This window comes from Huijunlia imazamoxiresistens (assembly GCF_037132455.1).
Lineage (GTDB): Bacteria > Bacteroidota > Bacteroidia > Chitinophagales > Chitinophagaceae > Flavisolibacter > Flavisolibacter imazamoxiresistens.
Window position 1 is genome coordinate 395,905 of the sequence record NZ_JBBBEI010000004.1, and the last position, 14,481, is coordinate 410,385.

The 14,481-nt window shown below is 55.8% G+C and carries 11 protein-coding genes and 1 tRNA gene; 2 read left to right on the forward strand and 10 right to left on the reverse strand.

The window, feature by feature from the left end; all coding sequences use genetic code 11:
- Positions 1-18: 18 nt before the first annotated feature.
- A complete protein-coding gene (locus V9K67_RS07315) occupies positions 19-780 on the reverse strand; it encodes a phosphoglycerol geranylgeranyltransferase (RefSeq protein WP_336721152.1) in 762 nt (253 codons plus the stop codon).
- A 43-nt stretch (positions 781-823) separates the two neighbouring features.
- Positions 824-1,552, reverse strand: a complete 729-nt coding sequence (locus tag V9K67_RS07320) for a DUF2490 domain-containing protein (protein ID WP_336721153.1) — start codon at positions 1,550-1,552, stop codon at positions 824-826.
- A gap of 393 nt (positions 1,553-1,945) precedes the next feature.
- Between V9K67_RS07320 and V9K67_RS07325 the strand changes: the two genes are divergently transcribed.
- Both V9K67_RS07325 and V9K67_RS07330 read left to right on the forward strand, forming a co-directional pair.
- Complete coding sequence (locus tag V9K67_RS07325) at positions 1,946-5,266, forward strand: vitamin B12-dependent ribonucleotide reductase (RefSeq protein ID WP_336721154.1); 3,321 nt, start codon at positions 1,946-1,948, stop codon at positions 5,264-5,266.
- A gap of 117 nt (positions 5,267-5,383) precedes the next feature.
- Entirely contained in the window at positions 5,384-5,959 is a 576-nt protein-coding gene (locus V9K67_RS07330; protein ID WP_336721155.1) for a sugar O-acetyltransferase, read from the forward strand.
- Between the two features lie 42 nt (positions 5,960-6,001).
- Here the strand turns inward: V9K67_RS07330 and V9K67_RS07335 are convergent, their stop codons facing one another.
- The 8 genes from V9K67_RS07335 to V9K67_RS07370 form a co-directional block, all read right to left on the reverse strand.
- Positions 6,002-8,410 (reverse strand): hypothetical protein, encoded by a 2,409-nt coding sequence (locus tag V9K67_RS07335; RefSeq protein ID WP_336721156.1) that lies wholly within the window; start codon positions 8,408-8,410, stop codon positions 6,002-6,004.
- Complete coding sequence (locus V9K67_RS07340) at positions 8,376-9,404, reverse strand: hypothetical protein (protein WP_336721157.1); 1,029 nt, start codon at positions 9,402-9,404, stop codon at positions 8,376-8,378. The genes V9K67_RS07335 and V9K67_RS07340 overlap by 35 nt, the downstream gene beginning before the upstream one ends.
- Before the next feature lie 52 nt (positions 9,405-9,456).
- Positions 9,457-9,648, reverse strand: a complete 192-nt coding sequence (locus V9K67_RS07345) for a hypothetical protein (RefSeq protein WP_336721158.1) — start codon at positions 9,646-9,648, stop codon at positions 9,457-9,459.
- Between the two features lie 99 nt (positions 9,649-9,747).
- Entirely contained in the window at positions 9,748-10,989 is a 1,242-nt protein-coding gene (clpX, locus tag V9K67_RS07350; RefSeq protein ID WP_336721159.1) for an ATP-dependent Clp protease ATP-binding subunit ClpX, read from the reverse strand.
- A 198-nt stretch (positions 10,990-11,187) separates the two neighbouring features.
- A complete protein-coding gene (locus V9K67_RS07355) occupies positions 11,188-11,865 on the reverse strand; it encodes a ClpP family protease (RefSeq protein WP_336721160.1) in 678 nt (225 codons plus the stop codon).
- 22 nt (positions 11,866-11,887) lie between these two features.
- On the reverse strand, positions 11,888-12,592 hold the full coding sequence (locus V9K67_RS07360) for a ClpP family protease (RefSeq protein ID WP_336721161.1): 705 nt from the start codon (positions 12,590-12,592) through the stop codon (positions 11,888-11,890).
- A gap of 338 nt (positions 12,593-12,930) precedes the next feature.
- On the reverse strand, positions 12,931-14,298 hold the full coding sequence (gene tig, locus V9K67_RS07365) for a trigger factor (RefSeq protein ID WP_336721162.1): 1,368 nt from the start codon (positions 14,296-14,298) through the stop codon (positions 12,931-12,933).
- Between the two features lie 101 nt (positions 14,299-14,399).
- A tRNA-Leu gene (locus V9K67_RS07370) sits at positions 14,400-14,481 on the reverse strand.

Here is a 14,481-nt window from a genome sequence, read left to right on the forward strand (position 1 = left end):
AACTCGTAAACTTGTAAACTACAGCTCTCTTACCCTGGCTGGAACAGAATGAACGGCCGCCGCTATTTCGCGGATAAGGAGCGGGTCTTTTTCGATGGCATTGCCCACGACGATCACGTCGGCGCCGGCCTTGCAATTGAGATAAGCCTTTTCGGCATCGCGGATGCCGCCGCCTACGATCAGCGGAACGCTGATGTTTTTGGCGACGGCGGCGATCATTTCTTCGGGGATGGGCTTTTTGGCGCCGCTGCCGGCATCCATGTATATGAGTTTTTTGCCCAGCATTTCGCCGGCCATGGCGGTGCACAGGGCGATGTCGGCCTTGTCGGCGGGGATGGGACTGGCATTGCTGATGTAGGAAACCGTAGTGGGAGCGCCGCCGTCCACGATCATGTAGCCGGTGGGGATCACTTCCAGGCCGCTGCGTTTGACCATCGGCGCGGAGATCACGTGCTGGCCGATCAGCAGCTCGGGGTTGCGGCCCGAGATCAGCGAGAGGTACAGCAGGGCGTCGGCATAGCGGGTGATCTGGGAGGGGCTGCCCGGGAACAGGATCACCGGGATATCGCATTGCCGCTTGATGTGGAGAACGCATTCATCCAGGTCGCCGGAAACCACCAGGCTGCCGCCTACGAAAATATAATCGGCTCTTACCTCGCAGGCCAGGTTTACCAGTTCGGAAAGGGAGGGGGCAGAAACTTTATCGGGGTCGATCAGAACAGCAAACGACTTATGTCCGCTCTTTTTCTTCTCCACTAACGATTGAAATACATTCTTCATCAGCAACGGTTAATGTAATATAATACAAAAATGCAAAAAGTTCCTACAACCTTTTGTAGACCGCCAGTTGGGCAATGTGGTTATTGGTGAAATAATTCCTCGTATTGCTGTATTGGTTCATGTATCCGGCTTCCAGGTCGATCTTGCCGGGCAGGCGGTAGCCGAAGGCCAGGTACAGGCGGTTCTGGTCGAAGGTCTTGCCGTTGACAGCCGATTTATCACCGGTATTGAGGAACACCTCGTTCTGCAGGGCGAAGAAGGGGCCTTGGGTGAAGGTTTGTCCTTTGACGAGGGGCAGGATGTTGCGCAGGAAGTAGCGGAAGCGGTAGGCGTGGTTGTAGCCGTCGGTTTCCAGGTCGTTGTTGTGCAGGGTGGCAATGGGCAGGTAGCGCTCCTCGAAGCGGAAGCGGTGTTGCACCGATACCGTCTTTATTTTATAGGCGTAGATAGCCTGTTGCCAGATGCGGTGTTCGGCCAGGTAGCCGCTTTCGTTCTGGATCGTTCTGCGGCCGGGGATATAGGCGTAGCCGGCGGTAAGGGAGATCTTTTTGGTCAGGTGGTAGTTAAGGCCGGTGCGCAGGAGGACCGTTTGCAGGTGCTCCAGGCGGTCGCTGCTGCGGAACTGCCCGTCGAAATGCAGGCTGAATTTGTCGGATAGTTTAAAGGTGCTGAAGTTGGCCAGCCAGCCGGAATGCTGCACTTGTGCGTGCCCGTAAGTGAGGGCTACGCAGAAAAGGAAGGCCAGGACGAATCGCTTCCACATCATCATCATAATTTATTACATGCTTTTTTCCCTGGGACAGGGGCGGTTAAAAAAAACAAATATAAGTAGGGAAAATTAAGTGGCTGGTTCTGTGCAAACTGCGGGCTGCTTTACCGGCTTTCCGGCGTTGCCCGCCGGAAGAGCCGTTTGTCTCCACTAAGCTGATGCTAATGATTTTAGTAAAATTTAGTAAATTGTGGGGATTTGTGCAAAAGATGTTGATAACGGTGGAAAACGGGTGCGAAAATCCCGGAATCCTCACCCGGCTTGAATTTCGTGAGTTATCCACATTTTTTGTGGACATCTCCGGCCCCCTTTTTTCGCTACTCAGGGTACTTTCGTCTTGTCGTTTCGCACCTGTTGTGCGAAGGCAAACCGAAGAAAATACTAAAATTCTTAAATATGGGCACTTCAAAAAATTCAATCAAAGGCTTAACGTTCGGCCGAAAATTTACCAGTGACGATGTACCGGTGTTTGACCTGTTCGATTACGATTACCGCACGTCGGTGATCCGCAATCCCAGTGGAGAGGTGGTTTTTGAAATGAAAAACGTGGAAGTGCCCAAGGGGTGGAGCCAGATCGCTACCGACATCCTGGCCCAGAAATACTTCCGCAAGGCCGGTGTTCCCCAACCCGATGGCAGCCTCGGCCGCGAAACTTCGGTCAAGCAGGTGGCCCACCGTATGGCCCACTGCTGGCGCGTATGGGGCGAACGCTACGGCTACTTCGCTTCCGAAAAAGACGCCCAGGTATTTTATGACGAACTGGTGTACAGCATTCTTGCCCAGATGTGCGTGCCCAACTCTCCCCAGTGGTTCAATACCGGCCTGCATTCCAGCTACGGCATCACCGGCAAGCCCCAGGGCCACTACTATGTAGACCCCGTGGACGGCCAGCTGAAAGAATCCACTTCCGCCTACGAGCGCCCCCAGCCCCACGCCTGCTTTATCCTGCACGTGGAAGATGACCTGGTAGGCGACGGCGGCATCATGGACCTGTGGGTCCGCGAAGCCCGGATCTTTAAATACGGCTCCGGCGTAGGCACCAACTTCTCCAGCATCCGCGCCGAAGGCGAAAAGCTGAGCGGTGGCGGCACCTCCAGCGGTCTGATGAGCTTTTTGAAGATCGGCGACCGCGCTGCCGGCGCCATCAAGAGCGGCGGCACCACCCGCCGTGCCGCCAAAATGGTGTGCCTCGACCTGGACCACCCCGAAGTAGTGGACTTCATCGACTGGAAAGTAGCCGAAGAAAAGAAAGTGGCCGCCCTCATCGCCGCCGGCTATGCCAGCGACTACGAAGGCGAAGCCTACCGTACCGTTTCGGGCCAGAACTCCAACAACTCCGTACGCATCCCCAACTCGTTCTTCGACAAGCTGGCCAAGGGCCAGGACTGGGAAATGGTAGCCCGTACCACCGGCAAGGTGATGCGTACCATTCCTGCCAAGGACCTCTGGGACAAGATCGCCTACGCCGCCTGGAGCTGCGCCGATCCCGGAACTCAATACAATACCACCATCAACGAATGGCATACCTGCCCCGCCGGCGGCGAGATCAGGGCTTCCAACCCCTGCAGCGAGTACATGTTCCTCGACAACACCGCCTGCAACCTGGCATCGGCCAACCTGATGAAGTTCTTCGATGTGGAAAAGACCCACTTCGACGTGGAAGGCTTTGAATACGTTTGCCGCCTGTGGACCACTGTACTGGAAATCTCCGTGCTGATGGCCCAGTTCCCCAGCAAGGACGTTGCCCGCCTGAGCTACGAGTACCGCACCCTCGGCCTCGGCTACGCCAACCTCGGCACCCTGCTGATGGTGAGCGGCATCCCCTACGACAGCGAAAAGGCCCGGGCCATCGCCGGCGCCATCACCGCGATCATGACCGGTACCGCCTATAAAACCTCCGCTGAAATGGCCTCCGTGCTCGGCGCCTTCCCCCGCTACGAGGAGAACAAGGAGTCCATGCTGCAGGTCATGCGCAACCACCGCCTGGCGGCTTACGATGCCGACCAGTACGAAGGCCTGAGTGTAAAACCCCAGGGCCTGAAAGCCAACTATTGCCCCGACTACCTGCTGAAGGCCGCCTGCAAGGCATGGGACGATGCCGTGTCGCTGGGTGAACAATACGGCTACCGCAATGCCCAGGCTACCGTGATCGCCCCCACCGGCACCATCGGCTTGGTGATGGATTGCGATACCACCGGCGTGGAACCCGACTTCGCCCTGGTGAAATTCAAAAAACTCTCTGGCGGCGGTTACTTCAAGATCATCAACCAGTCGGTGCCCGCAGCCCTGAAGAACCTGGGCTACAACGCCCAGCAGGTGGATGCCATCATCAAGTACGCCGTAGGTGCCAAAACATTCGAAGGCGCTCCCTTCATCAACTCGCAATCACTGGCCACCAAAGGCTTTACCCCCGCCGAGATCCAGAAACTGGAAGCGGCTGTGGGCTCGGCCTTCGAGATCGGCTTCGTGTTCAACGTATATACTTTAGGTGAAGAATGCCTGCAGCGCCTGGGCTTCAAAGCCGAAGATTATTTCAACTTCGAGTGGAGCCTGCTGGAAGCCCTCGGCTTCACCGAAGAGCAGATCGACGCTGCCAACGATTATGTCTGCGGTACCATGACCGTAGAAGGCGCCCCCTTCCTGAAAAATGAACACCTGCCGGTATTCGACTGCGCCAACAAGTGCGGTAAAAAAGGCGAGCGTTTCATCCACGCCCACGGCCACATCCGTATGATGGGTGCCGCCCAGCCCTTCATCAGCGGTGCCATCTCCAAAACCATCAACCTGCCGAACGAAGCCGTGGTGGAAGAGATCGCCGATGCCTACATGCTGAGCTGGGAGCTGGGTCTGAAAGCCTGCGCCCTCTACCGCGACGGATCGAAACTGAGCCAGCCGCTGAGCAACAAGTCCGATAAGAAGAAAGCCGCCCAGGAAAAAGAAGAAGAGGCCGACATCAATGCCGAAGGCATCGTGGACCTGGGTAAACTGACCGTGGACGACCTGCTGGAAGAAGTGCAAAAGCGGGTACAATCCTCGCCGGATACCCAACTGAAACGCCAGCTGGCACGCATCGTGGAACGCCGTTCCATGCCGGCCAAGCGCCGCGGCTTTACCCAAAAAGCCAAGATCAACGGACAAGCCCTGTTCCTGCGCACCGGTGAGTACGCCGACGGTACCCTGGGAGAGATCTTCATCGACATGGCCAAAGAAGGTGCGACCATGCGCAGCATGCTGAACTGCTTTGCCATCGCCATCTCCCTGGGCCTGCAATACGGTGTGCCCCTGGAAGAATTCGTAGAGAAATTCGTGTTCACCAAGTTCGACCCCGCCGGTTTCGTAGAGCACCCGAACATCAAGTCGAGCACCTCCATCGTGGACTTCGTCTTCCGCGTGCTGGGCTACGAGTACCTGAACCGTACCGACCTGGTGCACGTACTGGACAAACCCGAGGTCATGAACACGGGCAACGACGCCTGGGACGAGCCCGTAAAAGCTCCGGAACTCTCCAGCGTACGTGTAGTAGCACCCACGCCCCAGGCCATCAAAGCGGCGAAGCAAAGCCTGACCCCCGTTTCCGGCCACATGGATACGGTCAGCGCGGCGGCCCGCACCATGCAAAGCGACGCCCCTGCCTGCAACACCTGCGGACACATCACCGTACGCAGCGGCACCTGCTACAAATGCCTCAACTGCGGCAACAGCATGGGTTGCAGCTAATCATCAGGCTATTAGTGTTCTCTCTTAATAGTTGTTATGTCATAAAAAGTCCCGCTTTCCAGCGGGACTTTTTATTGGGGTAGGGAGCAAGGCATAATTTTTTTCCGTACCGGCAGCATGAAGACAGAAAAGGAAAAAATGCTCGCCGGCGAGCTGTACGACGCCCTGGACCCGGTATTATCCGAAGAGCGGCTGAAGGCAAGGCTGCTGCTGAAAGAGCTGAACGACGCGCGGGAGGACCAGGCCGAAGAACGGGCCCGGGTACTGAAAGCATTAATCCCCCAGGCGGGGGAGGGGCTCTGGCTGCAGCCGCCCTTTTACTGCGACTACGGCTATAATATCATTACCGGCGAAAAGGTATTTTTCAATTTCAACTGCGTAGTGCTGGATGTGACCCTGGTGACCATCGGCAGCCGTACGTTGTTCGGGCCCAACGTGCAAATCTATACCGCCACCCACCCCCTTGACCACAAGGTGAGGGCTTCGGGGCTGGAGAGTGCCCGGCCCATTACCATTGGTGAGGACGTGTGGGTCGGCGGCAGCGCCGTCATCTGCCCGGGCGTCACCATCGGCGACCGCTCGGTGATCGGGGCGGGCAGCGTGGTGACCCGCGACATCCCCCCTGATGTATTTGCGGCGGGCAATCCCTGCCGGGTGATCCGTCATTTAACACCGGAGGAACGGCAGATGTAACCTCACCCGTCGTCTCGTCAGGGGCGAGACGACGGGTGAGGTCTACTTCCTTCCCGCCACAAAATCCCTTAAATAACTGCAACGGTTATACGTATACTGGTAAAACTTGGTGCTGCCGTATTGCTGTTGAAAACCGGTGAAGAACGGGTTGTCGCGGAACTTCCGCTCGAATAACCGCATTTGTTTTTCATATTCGTCGTAGTTGTTGCCGTATCCCGGTTTGGGGATTTGGCGCTGGGCGCATTTCGCCACCATAAAGTAACAGGCGGCCTTGAACTCTTTATTCTGCGTCAGGTCGTGCGCCTGCTGGTACAGGCTGCGAGCCCTGTGCAGCCCGAAATATTCCTTCTGCCAGGCCTGTTCGTAGTGGCCCGTGTTCCATTCGGTGCCGGAACGGTAATAGTTTAAAGCCTCCCAGCTGTTGCCGTAATGGCTCATGTTGTAAAAGGCGCTGGCCAACTGGTACAGGGTTCTGGACCTGGTGTCGGTGCTTTTCATCGTGTCCAGGCTTTTCTGCATGCCGGCGATCTTTTGCGCCAGCGTCAGCTTGGTGTAAGCTTTGGCCACGCCCTTATCGTAGCGCTGCCAGTCGTTCAGGTAATCGTAAAAAGGATCTACGTTGACCGTCACCGTTTTATTCGTTTTAGGATGGTAGATTTCATTGGCCAGCGGCTGCAGGTTCGTGGCTTTTGCGAGCCATTCCGCCGCTTTATTGAAATTGAAATCGCGGAGATAGGAGGTGCCGATGACATCCAGTACCTGGTTGCGGGTAAAGGAAGTGTTCTGTACCAGGTAGTTTTCGAAGGGCGTGCGGTTTGGGGCGGACAGCAGGTCGAACAACTGTACCAGCTGTTTGGTGTCCATGGATTGCTGTACGAATTCCAGTCCGCGGGAGTAGTAACCGTATTCGGATAGTTTACTGCTGCCCAGGAAGGCTTCGTCCGCCAGGCCGTAGGCCAGGGCTTCACGGTACAGATCGCCCTGCTGGTGGTACTTCTGGGCGATGATCTCGGAGAAAAGGTTGCGGAAGAAGACGGCGTACTCGCTGTTGTCTTTTGCTTTCTGCGCCAGCCATTGCACCGAAGGCAGGATCTGGGCTTCCCGCTCCTTGTCCAGCCGGGGCTGTTCGTTGGCCATCACCAGCAGGTTGATCAGCTGCAGCTGGTCGGCTGTAGCCGGCGCCGGGGCGGCCTTTTGCGCCTGGGCGATCAGGGCTTTGGCTTTCGCGTAGTTCTGGTCGATAAAGGCCAGGTAGGCGGCACCGGTCAGGTATAAGGACTTATGGGCCACTTCGGGGCTGTTGGCCGCTTTTTCGAAAAAGAGGCCCATGCGGGTCAGCGGCGGGCGGCGGCCGGCCGTATCCTCCGGTTCGAAGCCGAGGTAATACGCGTTGCCGCCTTTTTCCTTTTGCAGCCGGGGCGACAGGTAGCCTTCCTCCACCTTGTTGATCTCGCGGATCGCCAGCACGTCCAGCAGGGGAGCGGTGGGATCGAGGCGGAACACTTTTTCCAGAATGTCGGGCCGGTACGCCTTGCCGTACAGGCCGTAGAGGGCATGAATGGCGGCTTTCTCCTTATCGGTTTTTCCCAGGGCGGCATAGATCTCTTCCTGGCCCGGGGCCGCGTTACGGGTGGCCCAGAAAAAGCCCAGGTATACCTGCTTTTTACCCGCGCCGGCCAGCGGGAACAGCTTGCTGTATTCGTAGGCCGCTTCCTTTAACCGGCCCTGTCGGAACAGGCTGCCGGCCTTGTAGCCCCAGGCCAATGTTTTTACCGCGGCCGTACCGGACGCCAGGCGGGCATCATACCAGCGGATGCAGTCGGCGGGACGGTTGTTGTAAAATGCCAGCTTGCAGCGCTGGAAGGCATACTTTTCTTTCAGGAAGGCATCGCCCGTTTGGCCTTCCCGCTTTTCGGCCTCGGCCATCAGGTTGTTGAGCAACAGGCTGTCCCTTGGCGGCGCCTCCTCCCAGAGCCCGTGCCAGGTAAGGCTTTCCACCTTTTTGGCAAAGGAAAGGTATTGAAAGGCGCTCCCCTTCTTTTGCGCCAGCAATGCTGCGGCCAGGCTGTTCTTCCGGACACTGTCGGGCATAACCGGGGATTTGCCGGTCTGGGCATACTGGACAAACTGGTCCACCTCGGCTTTTTTCACTGCATACACCAGGTTCGCAGCCTCCTCCGGGCTGTTCGTCCCGGCATACGCCTGCCACTCCCGGATGATGGGATCGGCTTCGGGGCCGTTGCTTTTTTCGCCATACCAGCTGTCGTCGTAGAAGTCGAGCAGGCGGGTATAATAAAAGGGCTTGTAGGGCTCTGCCCCGCCCAGGCTGCGGCTGAAAAAGGAAGTGAAATAGTCGTACGGGTCTTCGACAGGGCCGCAGCCGATCATGTTTTCGGGCAGCAGGGCCAGGGCCAGGCTAGCGAAAGCGGTCAAAAATATTTTCCAGTTCATACGGTTGATAGCGGTTTAGGTGATGGCGGTCGAGGTGGTAAAAAATTACGCTGATTTCTTTATTCCTCAATTTCCGGTCGAGCAATTTTGCAGCTTCCATGAGGGCGGCCGGCGGACTGCCTTCGTAGCGCAGCCAGTCGCCTTTAGTAAAGGCATAGCCGTTGACGACGGTATCGCGGGTAAAAACGATGCGACGCTCCCGGCGGCCGGCGTCGGGCAACTGGTAGGAGTGGAACAGGCCCTGGTACTGCCGGCCCCGGAACCATACATACCAGTCAAACAGGGGCAGGGCCACATCCAGCGGCAGGGGATAGCTGTCCAGGTTGCGAATGTATTTCTGTAATTCGGTGGTTTCAATGATGGAGTTTCCGGTTTCGGGCCGGCGCAGGTTGCCCATGTTGTAGCACATCAGCAGGCCCTTGTCCACCGGCGGTATGCCATTCTGGCTGATGTACTTCAACTGGTGCAGGCGGATGGTGGCGGAAAAGGTCTTATGCCGGAAGAATGGCTCCCGGCGGAGGGCCTGCAGCAAGCGGAAATAAGGCGTGCGGGTGGCGGCTGTCCAGTCGCAGTCAATCTGTACCTCGTTGGACAGGCGGAGGCCGTGGGTAAGAGCGAGCTGTTCGGTCAGGCGGGCCAGGTGGCGGGCCAGCTCGGGAATGCCCATGGGGGCGAGGTGGCGGAGGGTTTCGTGGGTAATGAAGACCACGGGGGTAATGGTCAACCCGGCCGGTGGTTTTTCCGAAAAGCGGATCTGCGCGGCGGGCTGGGGCGCCTGGCTTTCTTCGTTCCAGGTGACGTCGAAAAATTTTACGTACAGCCGGCGGCAGTGGAGCCCCGTAAGCGCCTTCCGTTCGGCGGAATCCAGTTGAAAAGAGGAGCGCCAGTAGTAAAAGGCGCGCTGCACCTTCCGTTCCGGCCCGGTGCTACAGCCGGCCAGGACCATTGGAAGCGAGAACAGCAGCAGGAAGGTCCAAAAAAGAAAAGCTTTCATTTCGTTTGGAAAACAGAAATGAAAGCTATCAAATTATTTGTATCAGCCGGGCTTATTTGCCGCCGAAAATGCTGTTTACAGCACCCTGGAGCATCGGGTATTTTTCTACCACGAAGTTTTTGAGGGTTTCGATGACCTGGTTGGCCTGCTGGTCGTCCAGTCCAACGTGCTGTTTCAGGCGCTCTACCAGTTCATTTACCTGTTCGCCTGCATTTTCCTTGTTGCCAAACATATTTCCAAACATAATTCTGATTTATTCTGGTTAAACTGATGAATGAATGATAAAAAAAAATGGTTTAACGGGAGCCGGAGGATATCCGTATCAGCCGTTAAACCATTGGGATTAGGCCACTTTCAGCAGGCTCAGCTTGCTCTTGTCAAACTTGCGCTTGGCGTACTCGAGGTCTATATTAAAGAATTTTTCCTTCGAGGAGGGCAGCTCGAACATGGCGTCGGTGAGGATGCCTTCGCAGATGCTGCGCAGGCCACGGGCGCCGAGCTTGTATTCCATGGCTTTTTCCACCATGAAGTCGAGCACGTCGTCTTCGAGGGTCAGCTTGATGCCTTCCAGCTCGAACAGGCGGTTGTACTGCTTGATGAGCGCATTCTTCGGCTCGGTGAGGATGGCACGCAGGGTAGTGGCGTCCAGCGGATCGAGGAAGGTGGTCACCGGCAGACGGCCCAGCAGTTCCGGGATCAGGCCGAAGGCCTTCAGGTCCTGGGCGTTGACATAGCGCAGCAGGTTCTTTTTCATGTTGTCCTGGATGGCCTTGTCTACGTTGAAGCCGATGGTATTGGTCTGCACCCGGCGGGCGATGATCTTGTCGATGCCGTCGAAGGCGCCGCCGCAGATGAAGAGGATATTTTGCGTGTTGATCTTAATCAGCTTTTGTTCGGGGTGCTTACGGCCGCCCTGCGGGGGTACCAGCACGTCGGTGCCTTCCAGCAGCTTCAGCATGCCCTGCTGTACGCCCTCGCCGCTCACGTCGCGGGTGATGGAGGGGTTGTCGCCTTTACGGGCAATCTTGTCGATCTCGTCGATGTAGACGATGCCGCGTTCGGCAGCCGCCACGTCGTAATTGCACACCTGCAGCAGGCGGGTGAGGATGCTTTCCACGTCCTCGCCCACGTAACCGGCCTCGGTAAATACGGTGGCATCCACGATGGTGAAGGGAACGTTCAGCAGCTTGGCGATCGTTTTGGCCAGCAGGGTTTTACCCGTACCGGTTTCGCCCACCATGACAATATTGCTTTTTTCGATCTCGATTTCGTTGGGATTGTTCTCGGTTCCTTTGTATTGCAGGCGTTTGAAGTGGTTGTACACCGCCACGGCCAACACCTTTTTGGCTTCGTCCTGCCCGATGATGTACTCATCGAGGAACTTTTTGATCTCCATCGGTTTTTTGACCGTCAGCTTGAAGGAGGACGGCGACTTCTCATCACGGATCATGAGTTCCTGGTCGATAATTTCCCGGGCATGCTCGACGCAGTTCTCACAAATGTGTCCTTCCTGGCCGGCGATCAGGATCTTCACCTCGTCTCTGCTGCGGCCGCAAAAGGAACAATGTAATATATTTTTTGCCATTGGTATTGGTTGATAGGTAATTATAAGAAAGTTTCCCGGGCGCAAACGCTGCACATCGAGTTTACAAAAGTAAAAAAATCCGGTGGGCGGAATCTGTTTTTCGGGGAATTAAGGAAAGTTTCTGAGTTCCTGCGTTCCTAAGTTCCTGAGGTTTACCTGTGCGGTAAACCACTTAGGAACGCAGGAACTCAGGAACTTTTAATACAGTTTGTCCACAATTTTATCGACAATGCCGTACTCGATCGACTTTTCAGCATCCAGCCAGTAGTCGCGTTCAAAATCCTTGCGGATGCGCTCCACGGTCTGGCCGGTGTTCTGGGCCAGGATGCGGGCGCCCATTTCCTTGGTGCGGAGGATCTGCTCGGCATGGATTTCCATGTCGGCGCTCACGCCCTGGATGTGGCCGCCCAGGGAGGGCTGGTGGATCATCACCTCGCCGTGGGGGAAAATGAAGCGGCGACCTTTTTCACCACCGCTGAGCAGGATGGAGCCCATGGAGGCGGCCAGGCCCATACAGATGGTGCTTACCGGCGATTTGATCATGCGCATGGTATCGTAGATGACCATGCCGGAGGTCACGGAGCCGCCGGGGCTGCTGATGAAGAATTTGATCTCCTCGCCGGGCTTGTCGGCTTCCAGCAGCATCAGCTTGGTCACGATGTCCTTGGCGGATTTATCGTCCACGATGCCCCACAGGTAGATGCTGCGGGCTTGAAAGAAATATTTTTCCAGGCGCTTGTACAGCATTTGGGTATCCATCTGTGCCCGCTCTTCCTTTTCTTCTTCCGGTTCGGTTTCGGGGGCTCCCGGTTCGGGGGCGGGTCCGGGTTGGGGCTGCATTCTCCAGGGGCTGTTCAACTGGTGTATATAACTCATCTTCTATGCGTTTAGGGATTAATTACTTGGCGGTTTCGGGTTTTTTCTCTTTCCGGGGGTTGACCAGCAGCACTTCGTCCACCAGGCCGTATTCCTTGGCTTCGGTGGCGGTGAGCCAGTAGTCGCGGTCGAAATCGTTCTGCACCTGCTCCACGGATTTGCCCGAGTGGTGGCAAACGATCTCGTACAGCTCGCGTTTGAGCTTGCGGATCTCGTTGACGGTGATCTCGATATCGGTGGCCTGTCCGCCGATGGCGCCGCTGGGCTGGTGCATCATCACGCGGGCATGCTTCAGGGCGGCACGCTTGCCGTGGGTGCCGGCTGCCAGCAGCACGCTGCCCATGGAGGCGGCCATGCCGATACAGATGGTGGCCACGTCGGGGGTCACGTATTGGATGGTATCATAGATGCCGAGGCCCGCATATACGCTGCCGCCGGGCGAGTTGATGTACATATTGATATCGCGGTTGCGGTCGGTCGAATCGAGGAACAGCAATTGCGCGGTAACGATATTGGCCACTTCGTCGTTGATGGGATAACCCAGGAAGATGATGCGGTCCATCATCAGGCGGCTGTACACGTCCATGACGGCTACGTTCATGGGACGCTCCTCGATGATGTTCGGTGTCAGGGCGGTTACCTGGTACTTGTTGTAACTGTCTAAGGTATTGCTGGAAATGCCGCGATGCTTCACAGCATACTTTTCAAATTCCGAGGAAAAACTCATATCGTCTGGGATTAGATTTGAACTAAAATAAGTCTTTCTCAATTACCAAATACCATGCTACGCAAAAAAACAGACAAAAGGGCAGAAGGGGAAAATCAGAGGTACGAGGTACGAAGTACGAAGTAAGGAAAATGCAGGCTGGCAGCGGTTGGGAATTGAAAATGAGCCATTATTATTTTCAATAAAAAGCGCATGACAGTAGTTTTCCCGCCCGATCGTTCGTGTCAGTAATACATGTCAAAAAAAATGGAGAACAGATTGCTCTGTTCTCCATTCCTGTTTTATTTCCCTACTTCGTATCGCGTACTTCGTATTTCGTACCCGATACGTCGTATCTGCTAGTGATGATGATGTTGGTGCTGCTCGTTCATGTGGATGAACTCTTCGCGGCTGATCGGCGTTTCGGTGGCGTTCACTTTCGATTCGGCAAACTCGAACAGCTTTTGCGACTGCAGGCGGTTGAAGGCATCCTCCACGTATTTGCGGTCCTTCATCATACGGTCGATGTAATCTTTCACCCACTCCTGCTCTTCGTCCAGGGTGCCGCCCATGTAGCCCAGGAGCTGCTGCTTGGCAAAGTCACGCACGTCCTGCTGTTGTACCAGGATGTTGTTGTCGCCGATCAGTTTTTCGGTGATCACCGACCATTTCAGCTGGTTCAGGAAAGCGGGCAGTTCTTTTTCCACTTCCTCGTCGGACTTCTGCTGTCCTTCCTGGCCCTGGGTTTTCAGCCAGCGCTTCAGGAACTCCACGGGGAACTCCACGTGTGTGTTGTCCAGCAGCACGTGGTACAGGTTGTGGTGCAGCTGGTTGCGGCCTTCGGCATCCCACTGCTTTTCCAGTTCTTCTTTGATTTTCTGGCGGAACTCCTCTTCGGTCTTCACTTCCTGGCCGGGGAACAGCTGGGTGAAGAATTCTTCGTTCAGCTCCTTGGGTTCGATCAGGCCTACCTTGGTGATCAGCACCTTGAAGTGCTTGCCGGAGGCGCTGTCCAGGCCCAGGTCGTTCACCACCCACTGGCGTTCTTTTTCTTCAAAAGCCTCTTCCAGCTGCAGTTGCAGGGTGTCGTCCTTTTTCTTGCCGATCAGGGCGGGGCGGAAGCTTTCCTTGAAGTATTTTACCAGCAGGGAGTTTTCCTTGGTAATGCCGCCTTCGACCTCGGCCCCTTCGGCATCGGTTTCGATGAAGGTTACGTTCACCACGTTGTCGTCGCCGGTTACTTCTTCGGGCTCGCTCATGTTGCCGTAGCGGGTGCGCAGGCGCTCCACTTCTTCGTTCAGCATGTCGTCGGTGATGTCGATCTTATAGCGCTTCACCTCGATGGCGCCCAGGTCGGGCAGCTGGAAGTCGGGTTTCACGCCCACTTCGAAGGTGAAGGTATAGTTGTCCGGCTTGCTGGCGTCCAGTTGGGCCAGGTTGAATTCAACCGGCAGGGGCTGGGCGAAGATGTCCAGTTTCTCGGATTCGATATATTTAAATACCTCTTTGTCCACGGTGCGCAGCACTTCGTCGACGAACAGGGAGTTGCCGTGCATTTTACGGATCAGGCCGGTGGGTACCATGCCTTTCCGGAAGCCGGGGATATTGGCTTTCTTGCTGTAGTCTTTCAGCGACTTTTCAAATGAAGGCAGGTAATCCTCCTTACTGATCGTGATGCTCAGGTGCTTGTGTAAAGGTGCCACCTCTTGTTGGGTAACTGTAGCCATTTTTCGTTCGTTATCAGAGTTATAAGAAAAAAGGAACAAGGGACATGAAGTACGCTTTCTTCCTAATTCCTTGTTCCTTGTCGTAATAAAAAAAATATCTGTGCGGATGGAGGGACTCGAACCCCCATGCCTCGCGGCGTTAGATCCTAAGTCTAATGCGTCTACCAATTTCGCCACATCCGC

Coding starts and splice junctions, on each gene's coding strand:
- V9K67_RS07320 (WP_336721153.1), bottom strand. CDS start 1,552: ATGATGATGATGTGGAAGCGATTCGTCCTGGCCTTCCTTTTCTGCGTA.
- V9K67_RS07315 (WP_336721152.1), bottom strand. CDS start 780: ATGAAGAATGTATTTCAATCGTTAGTGGAGAAGAAAAAGAGCGGACAT.
- V9K67_RS07325 (WP_336721154.1), top strand. CDS start 1,946: ATGGGCACTTCAAAAAATTCAATCAAAGGCTTAACGTTCGGCCGAAAA.
- clpX (WP_336721159.1), bottom strand. CDS start 10,989: ATGGCAAAAAATATATTACATTGTTCCTTTTGCGGCCGCAGCAGAGAC.
- V9K67_RS07345 (WP_336721158.1), bottom strand. CDS start 9,648: ATGTTTGGAAATATGTTTGGCAACAAGGAAAATGCAGGCGAACAGGTA.
- V9K67_RS07330 (WP_336721155.1), top strand. CDS start 5,384: ATGAAGACAGAAAAGGAAAAAATGCTCGCCGGCGAGCTGTACGACGCC.
- V9K67_RS07340 (WP_336721157.1), bottom strand. CDS start 9,404: ATGAAAGCTTTTCTTTTTTGGACCTTCCTGCTGCTGTTCTCGCTTCCA.
- V9K67_RS07335 (WP_336721156.1), bottom strand. CDS start 8,410: ATGAACTGGAAAATATTTTTGACCGCTTTCGCTAGCCTGGCCCTGGCC.
- tig (WP_336721162.1), bottom strand. CDS start 14,298: ATGGCTACAGTTACCCAACAAGAGGTGGCACCTTTACACAAGCACCTG.
- V9K67_RS07360 (WP_336721161.1), bottom strand. CDS start 12,592: ATGAGTTTTTCCTCGGAATTTGAAAAGTATGCTGTGAAGCATCGCGGC.
- V9K67_RS07355 (WP_336721160.1), bottom strand. CDS start 11,865: ATGAGTTATATACACCAGTTGAACAGCCCCTGGAGAATGCAGCCCCAA.